The organism is Paenibacillus sp. B-A-8 (assembly GCF_048572915.1).
In the GTDB taxonomy this organism is placed as follows: domain Bacteria; phylum Bacillota; class Bacilli; order Paenibacillales; family Paenibacillaceae; genus Paenibacillus_AQ.
Genome location: NZ_CP183882.1, coordinates 4,101,155 through 4,112,791 on the forward strand (window position 1 = coordinate 4,101,155; position 11,637 = coordinate 4,112,791).

Here is an 11,637-nt window from a genome sequence, read left to right on the forward strand (position 1 = left end):
GAAATCAATTATATCAAAGAGCACTGAACAAAAGCTCGGAAAGTAGCCGAAACTTTCGAAAGAAACTACCACGCTAAACTGCCCGTTAGTTGAACAAATAAAAAACGGCTGCCGAAGCAACCGCTATTCCACTAACGTGTCCCGTTAGTTAAACAAGAATCGTTATAAAGCGAATCTATTTTTTATGATTTCAGCAACTTCACGAGCGTTGATTTTCGTATTGTTTATTCTCAAATAGTTTTCTTTTTTAATTTCTCCCTCTAACGAGTTCAATCGATGTTGCTCCATTGTCTGTTTTAGATCCTGTTCAGAGAATGTGATATCTCTCTTTGTCGGTTTATGTTCAAGTCTATGGGGAGTCTTGTTACGCTCTATTCTCTCCTCAAGATCGGCTTCAAGTTCAACAAAATAGACATCCGCACCTTGATCCTCAAATATTTTACAAATTTTATCGACATAATCCCAATCGCTCTGCAAATCGAATCCCCATACATATGTGAATATCATTCCATACAATTTACTGGCGGCGGTTGCTTCAAATATATCCTGACGGAATTTATCCGATAATCCCCACATTTCACTACTGAAACCAAAATAAGGAGCCAGCAATTCTATCGTCATATGGTTGTGGAACAATTTTAAATCAGATATCATTTCCAGTTCATGCCCCACTGTCATTTTACCTACTGCCTGCGGACCAAATACCAAAACAAATTTCATGATATCACCACTTTTGGAAGTTATTTTAATCATAGTACCACAATTGATCAAGTTATATTGCACTAACCTGCCCTTTAGCTTAAAGATAAAGCAGCCGATCGATCTGGACGGCTGCCTCTCTGTATTTATTGAACTATCGTTTCCCATTAGCTCAATAGTCTTATGTTTTAATTAGAGTCTCTGCTTATAGTTGTGAGGCTTGCCGAACACCTAACGCAGTGACGTCCCGACGGGCTTAGGGAGCTGGATGTGATCACTCGCTTCTCAGAGTGACCCGGAGCGTCAATATGGTGTTAGCCGAAGGAAGTTCTGGAAGCAGCCATTGCATTTAAGGCGTTCTCAAAATAACTATATACTTCAACTGCAATTCCCAGAAACTCTTCAACAAGTACATTACTATCCAAGTAACAAGCATACAGATAATCAACTAAAGCGGAGTCAATCTCACAATAGTTTAATATGGCATTCTTCATCTTAATAATGTCATCTTGCCATACACCTGTATCTTCTAAAACCAAAGAGTATAATGCACGAATTAATCTCTTAGAGTAACCTTTAATATATCTAGTTTTCATTGTGTTATCACTAGCATTAGAAAGTAAACTATGTATATGATCTACTTCCTCCTTGGTCTCTGTATTTAAGTCTAAAATGAACTTTGGAGAAATAATTATCGGTGGTACTTGTTCACCAACATCATTACCATATATGCAAACACAAATTATCTTTACCCAAAAACCCCACTCATTTGGTTTACTTAATACATCGTCAATCGAGCAAATTATCGTATCAATCTTAGTTACTACTGGATATTCTTCCAAAAGCCTGTCTTTAATATTTGACAATCTTTCGTAATCAATATCTTTGGGATTTACACATACAATAGTAAAGTCTGCATCTGATTTAAAAGGTTTAGCAGTTCCTTTTGGAATCGAGCCACACATATAAATGCTATGAATCTTACCTTTAAATTCGGTAAGTATATTATCTATATACTTATCAACAAGTTCCTTATATTCACTTTGTATTACAATTCTATTTATAACTTTTTCTAATATCATATAGACTCCTCCTAAACTAAGAAATTCTTTCGGCTGACGTCTTTTTGCCAACTTCGTAAATTCGTCATGACTTGACTTAAGTTATTCGCGAAATCATTCAACTATCCTGCCCGTTAGCGTAATGAAAAATGGAGCAGCTGCCAACAGCAACTGCTCCATCTTGTGTTTAACTAACGTTCCCCGTTAGTTGAACGAGTTTCTGACTAATGAGTTACTTTCATTTCGGTTCGGATCCAAATAATATATTGTTGTATTCGAGAATCGTCTCTATTTGCTTATGGAACTGGGATTTCTTTTTCCATAATAAAATCATCCATGACGAATCCATTCCCGATATCCGCAATTTGTTCCCGCACGGTTCGGAAGCCTTTTTTCTCATATACCGCAATACTGGCTTCGTTATGACGATTGACCGTCAACCAAATATGGCTTAGGTTTCGGTCTTTGCACAGCTTCTCCAGGAATGTCAATGCTTGGCTCGCGTAGCTGCGGCCTCTGTACTCCTTGCTTATATAAAACTTGCTCAAGAAGAGCTTCCCTTCTTCTTGTCTAGCTGAAATATATCCGACTGCAGAGCCATCGTTATGGATCAAGTAATATTCGTAGCCCTGATGATGGATCTGATCCGTAATCGCTGGTATCGATTGAAACTTGCCAATCATGTATTCAATCTGCTCGATTGTAATAATGGAAACATAATATTCGCGCCATATTTCTGCCGCCAATCGAGCAACTTCAGCGGCTTCTTCCGCTGTATTCACGTGTGAAAACATAAGCCTCATGACATGTGCCTGCCTTTCCTGCATCTCTCGCTTCAACCTGTTTCAATAGAATATCATAAATTATAATAGAAGCTTAGTCGCATGTTAAACTGCCTATTTTGCTGGAATCTGGTGTTATCTGATGAATACGTCTTCTAGGAAACGCTAACCGTTCTTTTACTTAATTTCTTAAATACCGAGTATTCCTTATTGGACTTAATATAACTTAATATCTTTTCGGCACATTCTATTGGATTCATCACTTCAGTATTTACTTCCAGGTCATATTCATCAATGCAATATACATTGCTGAACTGTGAAGCCGCAAGTCCAATTACTCTATCTCCTCTTGTTTGCTCTCTTCTTATGAGTTCTTCTTTAGAGCATAATACACCTACAAATAATGTAGGCTGATCGAAAAATATATCAAGACACTCATTAAACCACTTGTCATTTTCGATTACGGTATCTACTATTACATTCAAACCCATTTCTGAGTACAATTTAATAGTCGAAAAGTACATTGAGATTAAGGGATCAAACATTATTTGTGCGATAGCTTGCTCATCGACTTCTCTCGCAGGTTCAATATCTGAAAATTTATTATTAAAAAAATCCTTAACAAAATCATCTATTGATAAATGATGAAAAAGAATCTCTTTCTGATTCATCAGTTCAGTAGAAATACTAGTCTTTCCTGAACTTGAAGTTCCGTTCATCAACACAATAATTCCTTGCTTCAAACGAATCACCCTCAACTATAAGATTTGCGTATCTTTCAGATAACGTTACATTCACAAAGTTCATAAAACTATCCAACTTATAAAACATTCGAGAAACGATTGAACTATCCTTCCCGTTAGCTGCAACGATTCATTGTAATTAAAGGTCATACATCAAGTTATCCTGACCCAATAATCTTAAGAAAAGAACAAGAGGTTTTGTATTGAAAAAAAGATACCCAATTTCCTAATTGGATTTTCAGTAAATCAATTGCTACAAGCAAAGAGGGATGGGTTCCGAAGCAGATTTTAACTGCTCCCAATCTACATGACATAGCAATAGTTACTAAAGATTATTCAGCTCATGAACTAACAGTTAATCAAGATGATGTACTATTAGGCTTAGAGCATTTAAACGATTGGACATACTGTAAAACAGAAAATGATGAATACGGATGGATTCCAACTTTTTGTTTATCTGAACTATAAATTCAATTCTATAAATCAGGTTAAATACCTGATTTTTTGTTAATATTTTGTTTCGCACCTCCATTACATGCTTCTACTTCGTCTTATCTGTTGGGAGAGGAGGGATATTTGAAACAACATGAAAATAAGGAAGTATATTTGGCAGTAGACTGTGAGTCCTCAACAATATTCCTCAAATTCTATTCCCCCGCTTTAGTATTACAAATTATACAATATTTTCAGGCAGGCTATTACGCTATCTTGCCGTCTAGTTGAATAAAGGCGGACTTTATGGGGGAATCTGCTTAGGATCACCAAAAATCCCCTCGACTTGAGGGGATTTCTTATTGCAATGCATTACGTCTCTCCTAGCATTTCCTACAAACGCTAATGATAGATGAAGATGACGGAGAGAACGGCGTTTTATCCCAGTCAGCATATTGATGTTCGACGCGAAAGCCATGACGGGTTAATAAAGATTGCAGTGTAGCCTGATCTGTAAACCGACAAGCAATTCGGGAAGTCGTTCGTTTATCCCCCCAATCACGCATCGTGACCCAATGCATGATATGCTGGCTAGCATCGTAACATTGTGTACCTGATACCTTGACGTTTTTCCCATCCTTATCAATAAAGGAGCCCCATACTGTCTCCTCTTGATCGGATAAATCCGTTCCCTCTGGATTACGGGTCTCGAATGCAAAGATTCCATGGAGTTGTAAATGTTTGTGAACGGTAGTAAGCAAATCGTTTTGATCTTGATCACTTAAGAATGCCTGAAATGCATTACCAGTCAAATAGATCATCGAATATCGCTTGTCCGATTCGAAGGTACGGGCATCGCCTTCCATAAAAGTAACAGTCAACCCTTCCGCCTTCAGCCGCGCATATGCGAGCATCGCCGAAGAGATATCTACACCAGTCATCTTTACGCCGGCTTTCGACAGGGGTATCGTTGTTAAGCCTGTACCACAAGCAAGTTCTAACACTTCACCAGGACTTGATCTTGCAAGCTCAAGATAGAACTGATATTTGTCCATTTCACCGTCAAATTCAAGATCATAATTTACAGGATCCAAATATTCTTCAAGATTGCTATGTTCAATCAACGCTATTGCCCTCTCTTTCATTTCAATGTTACATTGAAGAAAAAATAATTTTCAAAAGAAAAACATGTGCTTATATAAACGCAGAAAGGATAATCTAAATAAAAATCCTATCGAAAACCCTCGTACTTAACAGTATTATTTTACTATTTTTTCGATAAACCGTTTGGTAATTCATAGTTATAATCAATTTTTATCGAACCTTACATAACTACTCTTTAAGTCGATAATCACTACTTTATCCTGCCACGCGGAGCTCGACGACTGGCGCGGCGATTCGGACTGGAGCTATACTGTCGGGAAGATCTCACTGACTGCCGAGAAGCTGATTGACTTCTCTATCACGCAGACGCAGCCCGGAAATGGCATCCTCATCAAGGAAGGCATGGTGTTCACACCAAGCATACGATCACCATCACGGTTGAAAGTCCACAAATCCTGACTGTGCAATAGAATAATTAGAGGTCGACCAACAAAATGGTCGTCTTTTTTTCATATTCGGCATAGCATCTTTCTTTATTCGATACAGGTGATCGAGTAAATGATATCTCGTTCCCATCTTCAAGCCAAAACTGATTCGCGGACAGCGTGTTGGGTCAATAACCAGGATAGCCACGGGTGTCGTTAATCGAACAATTTTGTCCTTTATTTCGACTGCGGTCCCATTCCGATAATCTGCCCATTAGATGAACAAAGGCAGCCGATCCATTGACCGGCTGCCTTTGTGTCGTTATTTAGCTATCGCTCCCCGTTAGTCAATCACCTTAAGTGACAAGTTCATCTTACCGTCTGGTAAACGAGACCAATGGCTCCAGAATCAAAGGTCTTGTTTTCGATTAGCTTAAGATTGATCTTCTCCTTAAGACCTTGGAATAGCGGCAATCCCTTACCGAGCAAGACGGGAGAAACCGTAATTTTATACTCATCAATTAAATTAAGCTGCATAAGGTAGTGTGCGAACCTAGGACTGCCGAGGATGACCATATCCTTGCCTGGCTGCTGTTTGAGGTTATTAATCTCTTCCTCGACATCTTCTTTTACGAGTCTGGAATTATTCCATTCGACATTCTCCAGCGTCGTGGAAAAAACGATTTTAGCTGTCTTTTCGATCCACTCGGCATGATTCCGTTCATGCTGCGAAGCTGATGGGTCCGAAGGCACAGATGGCCAGTAACTGTGCATCATTTGATAAGTCCCTCGTCCCCAAATGACAGTGTCGGCAGTACTCAGAATTTCTTTCGCATGTTTCTCCAAATCAGCATCGTAGGAAACCCAGCCAATGTCCATTTCACCATTCGGCCCTTCTACAAAACCGTCAAGCGATGCGTGCATAAAAAGAACGAGTTTTCTCATTTTCAGTTCTCCTTTGTTAGAGATATCTACATTTTACATTAACTACATTTTAACAGAATTCAACTTGGGTTGTCTCTTATGGATTTCTAATCCCAAAACCTGCCCGTTAATTGAACAAATAAAAAACGGCTGCCGAAACAACCGATATTCCACTAACGTTCCCCGATACTTCAATAAAGCCAAACTGTTGTTGTCAAATTCTTTTCAACAAATCCAATATATTATGAAAATGAATTTCACTCAACTGTTCGACGACCTCTTCAACTAACAAATCCTCAGAATCTCTAATCCACATACAAATCACACCTACTAATCCTGAGATTATATATTCCAAGCCGATTCTCATTTTTTGATTATTATAGTCATCACCAAAACCGGATAACATAATACTTTTTAATGCTTCTTTTATATATGTGGAAAAATTGGGATAACCATTTTGACTAAGCATCGTTTTAAAGAAAACAATGTCGGCTTCAATCACTTTGAACGTTTCGCTTAAGATTGAAATAAATGTGTCCCTATTCATTTCATCGCTGTCAGACCTCTCCAAGTTAATGCAAACATTTAATTTCCCTATACTTTCCTGACATAATTTTCCCATCAGATCAGGTTTGTCCACATAGTGTAAATAAAAAGTGTTTCGATTTATCATAGCTTTTTCGGCAATGTCCTGTATCGTAATCCGTTCATAACCTTTTGTTTGAACTAACGTCAAAAAGGCTTCTTTAATAGCCTTCCTTGTTTTTAAAATACGCAGATCCACCTTTAGTTTACTCATTTGAAAACTCTCCTTTCAACAAAGATAATATTCATTATACATTAATGTGTATTTTAAACATCATAATGATTAATATTAACCATTGAACACATTAATACTACGTTATAAGATGAGAAGCGTCAATAAATGCAATTGCAATAATAAATAAAGGGAGATAAACATATGAAAACATTAGCGATCATTGGAGCAGGTAAAGGTTTAGGATTGTCTTTGGCAAAGCGTTTCGGTAAGGAAGGCTTTCAAGTCGCGTTGGTTGCGCGAAATGCAATGAAACTTCAAGAAATGGTAGAAGAACTAACAGCCGAGGGTATCGAATCTTCATACTTTACAGCTGATATTTACAGTAGAGAAGAAATTGAATCGGCTATTGCAGCAATTAAAGAAAAATACGGAAAAATTGATGTTCTAGAAGTTAGTCCTGTACCAAGTAACTATCCTCCAACTTCAGTTTTAGAATTAACAATTGAAAATGCTCGTGATTCATTCGAAGGCTATGCAGCCAGTTCAATCAATATCGTAAATGCAGTTTTACCTGATATGCTTGAGCGCCAAGATGGCGCATTACTATTTACAACAGGCTTCTCAGCATTACATCCAATGGCTTTGATGGGGAATATTGGCGTGGGTATTGCAGGTCTACGTAACTATGTTGCGAACCTTCATACAGAACTGGCGGATAAAGGGATTTACGTGGGTCACCGTTCATTAGCTTTATTCATTACTGAACCAGGGTCTGGAAAAGTGAGTGATCCTGATGTGATCGCTGATATGTGGTATGAAGCTTATACAGAAAACGCAGTTTGGGAACAGGAGTATCCAAAAGGTATTACTCCCGAAGCCCTCTTATCCTTCCACAATATCAACAATAATGAGATGGAAATGTAACTTGGGATTGCAACTTTTATTTCCAAAAGAAATGATGCGCAGCAAAAAAGGCTCCAGATAAGTAGGAGCCTTTTTTTGTTCATCCATGCTATCCTGCCCGTTAGTTGAATAGCGGCAGATTTCAAAAAGGGATCTTCCGCTATTGTATGCTAAAAAACCGTCGATACATTTCTCTCCTGCGTTCGCCACGTAGTTGTGCGTATATTTACGTCTCGATCTCAAGCTATTTTAATGTCCACCTAATTGTGTAGGAATGGCCATGCGTTTAGTTGGATTGATATCCGTTACGAATAAGGATTTACTGGCATCCCCACGACTGGCAGGCACTTCCTTAACCATACTTTGCACTCTGTCGTAAAGTAAACTTCTCTCTGCTTGGATCCCTTACCGCTTCCGACTATAGAGCAGTTTTCTTAGTGAGATCCTCGATGTTTATCCTCTCTATTACAAGGTTTACTTCTAAAGAGAGGTTTTAATCTTCTAGCCTGCTTGAGCAAGTGTTCCCCGTTAGCGTAACTAACAACTATAAGCCCAACACTTAAATTATTAGTCTAAATGCTTGTAAATTCCTTACTCCATTGTTCGAAAGTTAGAGAATCAACAAAGGGATGTAGATCTTTCATTATCAAACTCTTTCTAAAAAAGTTGCAATTCTTTATTTCTCAGTACTTTTGTCTCATCGAACACCAACAAATCTTTTGCATTTCTACACCCCAAGCGTTATTATCTTTATATCGACAAATTTGCAGGTCTATACAAGGAGGTTCACGCATCGATGTGCCCCCGTACTAAAGAACAAAATGAGCTTATACGTATGCAGCGAAGAGAACAGATCCTGGACGTCGCCGCTCGCGCCTACTTTCGCACAGGTGGCAGCTTTGATATTCGCGATGTCGCCCGCGAGGCCGAGCTTGGTTACGGCACAGTATACCATTATTACCCTAACCGGCATTTATTAATAGAAGATGTATTGGGCAGCGGCTTCGAGCAGTGCGAGCAAGTTCTTGCCGAATGGGCGAATACCAGAGGCGGCCTGCCAGATAAGAAGCAACTGTTAACGTATTGCAAGGCGCTGATCCGGCTGTGGCTGTCAGACGCCCGCGCATATCTCGTCTACAAAATGGCGGCGGAACATTATGCAGGCCTGCCTGAGAAGGATCGATTCTCCGCAAAGAGACGATTCATGGAACGATTGTATGTTCCACTACAATCGATCGCTCAGTGCGAAGACGACAGTGTCGACCATATGCTTGCCGTGCTGGTCGGCTGCTGTGGGCTGCACTACTATGCGGGTAATTCCGACCTGGACGTCGACCGAATCGCCCAACTCGCTATGCAAGCTATTACGAAGGAGTCCTGATACAAACATGATCATCTTAAAAAGCAAGCATGAAATCGAGGCTATCCGAAAGGCGTGCCAAGTGGTGGCCGAATGCCATCGCACAATCGCCCCGCTCATTAAACCGGGCATCACGACGAACGAGATTGAGCGCATATTCGAGGACATTATTTTGAAGCAAGGCGCCAAACCATACACTAAGGGATACAATGGCTATCAATATGCGACCTGTGCCTCCGTTAATGACGTAATTGCACATGGCTTCCCTAGCAATAAGCCACTTGAGGAAGGCGATATCGTGACAATCGACACGGTCGCGGAGCTTGACGGCTGGCTCGGCGATTCGGCCTGGAGCTATGCTGTCGGGCAGATCTCGCCGACGGCTGAGAAGCTGATACGCGTCACGAAGGAATGCCTTGACCTCGGTATCACGCAAGCGCAGCCCGGCAATCGGCTCGGCGATGTGACGAACGCGATTCAGCGGCATGCGGAAGCGCATGGCTTCGGCGTCGTGCGCGACCTTCTCGCCCATGGCATCGGCCGGGACCTGCACGAGGAGCCGACTTATATGCATGTCGGCAAGCCCGGAAAAGGGATCCGCATCAAGGAAGGCATGGTGTTCACGATCGAGCCCATGATCACCGAAGGCACCTATAACATGACAATCGATCCAGACGGCTGGACCGCACGGACGATGGACCGCAAGCTCGCCGCCCAATACGAGCATACGATTGCCATCACAGCTGAAGGTCCACAAATCCTGACCGCGCAATAGAACAAAAAGAAGCCGACCATCAATGAAATGGTCGACTTTTTTTCGTATCCGGCATACCAGCTATCTTTTTTCGATACAACTGATCGATTACACGATATCACGTTCCATCTATACGCCGAAACAGTTCCGCGGACAGCATGTTCGGACAATAACCGGACCAGAGACGCGATAGAGTTCTCTTCCACGATAGCCACAGGTGTCGTTAATCGAGCGATTTCGCCCTTTAGTTGCTAGGCTTCAACCGATTAGAGTGCTTCGCTAAGACTCCTTAAGCAAGGTTAAAGTTTTCTCGGTTATGTCCAGGTCACCGAGTGCCTACATCAGCATTTTGTGCTAGAGAGCGTATGCTTTCAATGTTTTCAGACTAGATCCTTGGATCCGTTTATCAGTCTCATACAGTCGCCACAACTCACTTAAGATCATAACAAAACCTCCTATTAGAGCTATTAAATCTGGTTTGCTGCTTATAGAAGGTTTTAAACTATCTAATTTATAACTAGCTTCCGTTAGTTAAACGAATGATAGTCCGTGTTTTTAATGGTTCTAAAACTTCCGTTTATGATACGGAAGACCCTCGCCTTCTTCGCAATACTGTTTAAGACTGTACAAAAAAATAGCCCAGTTATAATTACATGCGCGATAAAATGCGGTCACTTCCTCCCAATTCATTTGACGGAAAATGATCGAAGTCTTCTTGTTTTTTTCCTCTATATCAAAAGAAATTGTCGTACCTATCCATTCTGGATCTGAATCAACACAATGCCACAAAATCTTTTTATCGGTAACAAGCTCATCAACTCGCATCTTTGTTAAGCCTTTGCCGCCGAATCGGAACTCATTTATACAACCGATCTGGTTATTGACTATTAGTTCAGTTGTCCATATTTCTGAAAGTCCTTTTGCAGTGGTCAATGCTTCATATACCGTTGAAGCTGGAACATTTACGGTCTGTAAGTGCTCGATATTTGCCATATTACACATTCTCCTTCTTTATAAGGATTTAATTTATGTAATTATTTGTATACGAATATTATACCCTGGACGGTTGGAGTGATCTCTTTTCAATTGCTCACTTTTGAAATAACCTATTTAGGAAGAATGTTTAATTATGCTGCCCGTTACTTCAACGAAAGACGACCACCGATCATGTGACCTGTGGCCGTTGTATCTATTGAACTAACATCCTCGTTAGCGCAATAGCAAAGAATTACAACTCGTTATTTTTCCCAAAGCTCGACCAGTCGACCTTCAGGATCTTCAATCCAAATAAACTTTCCATATTCACTAATCTCTTTTTTCTTTGCAAGAGGTACACCAATTTGGTCAAGATGCTTAATAGTCTCGTCTATATTCTGCACTTGGAAATTTAACATCACTTGTTGTTCTGTTGGAAAATAATTATCATCCTCTGAAAAGAAAGAAAAGATAGTCTTATTTCCCAGTTGGGGTGTTATCACCGTTCCATTCCAATTTTCTATGTCAATTTTTAACGCCTCACTATACCATTTTTTCACAGCCTCAAGATTTTTAGTTCTCCAAAATATTCCTCCGAAACCTTGTATCATCGTATCTAACTCCTGTCTATCCTCAAATTTTCAACTATTCGTTTACATTAGATATTCGAGATTTAAATTTAAGTTCCTTTTTCAACTATCCTGCCCAAAATTTG

General features: G+C 40.0%; 12 protein-coding genes. 3 read left to right on the forward strand and 9 right to left on the reverse strand.

Annotation, left to right across the window (positions count from 1 at the left end; genetic code table 11):
- Nucleotides 1-162 precede the first annotated feature (162 nt).
- The 7 genes from ACN6MV_RS18295 to ACN6MV_RS18325 all read right to left on the reverse strand — a co-directional run bounded on the left by ACN6MV_RS18295 (nt 163) and on the right by ACN6MV_RS18325 (nt 6,969).
- Nucleotides 163-720, reverse strand: a complete 558-nt coding sequence (locus ACN6MV_RS18295; RefSeq protein ID WP_042128644.1) for an AAA family ATPase — start codon at nt 718-720, stop codon at nt 163-165.
- Nucleotides 721-1,013: 293 nt separating this feature from the next.
- Nucleotides 1,014-1,781, reverse strand: coding sequence for a nucleotidyltransferase domain-containing protein (locus tag ACN6MV_RS18300; protein ID WP_042128647.1), 768 nt, complete (start codon nt 1,779-1,781; stop codon nt 1,014-1,016).
- A gap of 275 nt (nt 1,782-2,056) precedes the next feature.
- Nucleotides 2,057-2,563, reverse strand: coding sequence for a GNAT family N-acetyltransferase (locus tag ACN6MV_RS18305; RefSeq protein ID WP_419884580.1), 507 nt, complete (start codon nt 2,561-2,563; stop codon nt 2,057-2,059).
- 134 nt (nt 2,564-2,697) lie between these two features.
- On the reverse strand, nt 2,698-3,285 hold the full coding sequence (locus ACN6MV_RS18310) for a chloramphenicol phosphotransferase CPT family protein (protein WP_419884581.1): 588 nt from the start codon (nt 3,283-3,285) through the stop codon (nt 2,698-2,700).
- Nucleotides 3,286-4,100: 815 nt separating this feature from the next.
- Entirely contained in the window at nt 4,101-4,841 is a 741-nt protein-coding gene (locus ACN6MV_RS18315; protein ID WP_419884582.1) for a class I SAM-dependent DNA methyltransferase, read from the reverse strand.
- A gap of 774 nt (nt 4,842-5,615) precedes the next feature.
- Nucleotides 5,616-6,191: a dihydrofolate reductase family protein gene (locus tag ACN6MV_RS18320; protein ID WP_419884583.1), complete on the reverse strand. Its 576-nt coding sequence runs from the start codon at nt 6,189-6,191 to the stop codon at nt 5,616-5,618.
- A 193-nt stretch (nt 6,192-6,384) separates the two neighbouring features.
- A complete protein-coding gene (locus tag ACN6MV_RS18325; RefSeq protein WP_419884584.1) occupies nt 6,385-6,969 on the reverse strand; it encodes a TetR/AcrR family transcriptional regulator in 585 nt (194 codons plus the stop codon).
- A 162-nt stretch (nt 6,970-7,131) separates the two neighbouring features.
- On the opposite strand from ACN6MV_RS18325, the gene ACN6MV_RS18330 reads away from it, so the two are divergent.
- The 3 genes from ACN6MV_RS18330 to map all read left to right on the forward strand — a co-directional run bounded on the left by ACN6MV_RS18330 (nt 7,132) and on the right by map (nt 9,968).
- The gene (locus tag ACN6MV_RS18330; protein WP_419884585.1) at nt 7,132-7,854 is read left to right on the forward strand and encodes an SDR family NAD(P)-dependent oxidoreductase; all 723 of its coding nucleotides are present in this window, start codon (nt 7,132-7,134) and stop codon (nt 7,852-7,854) included.
- Nucleotides 7,855-8,668: 814 nt separating this feature from the next.
- A complete protein-coding gene (locus tag ACN6MV_RS18335) occupies nt 8,669-9,214 on the forward strand; it encodes a TetR/AcrR family transcriptional regulator (RefSeq protein ID WP_419884586.1) in 546 nt (181 codons plus the stop codon).
- Between the two features lie 7 nt (nt 9,215-9,221).
- Nucleotides 9,222-9,968, forward strand: coding sequence for a type I methionyl aminopeptidase (gene map, locus ACN6MV_RS18340; protein ID WP_042128661.1), 747 nt, complete (start codon nt 9,222-9,224; stop codon nt 9,966-9,968).
- A gap of 543 nt (nt 9,969-10,511) precedes the next feature.
- Here the strand turns inward: map and ACN6MV_RS18345 are convergent.
- Both ACN6MV_RS18345 and ACN6MV_RS18350 read right to left on the reverse strand, forming a co-directional pair.
- The gene (locus ACN6MV_RS18345; protein WP_375103226.1) at nt 10,512-10,940 is read right to left on the reverse strand and encodes an SRPBCC family protein; all 429 of its coding nucleotides are present in this window, start codon (nt 10,938-10,940) and stop codon (nt 10,512-10,514) included.
- 245 nt (nt 10,941-11,185) lie between these two features.
- On the reverse strand, nt 11,186-11,533 hold the full coding sequence (locus ACN6MV_RS18350) for a VOC family protein (protein WP_419884587.1): 348 nt from the start codon (nt 11,531-11,533) through the stop codon (nt 11,186-11,188).
- Between the last annotated feature and the right edge of the window lie 104 nt (nt 11,534-11,637).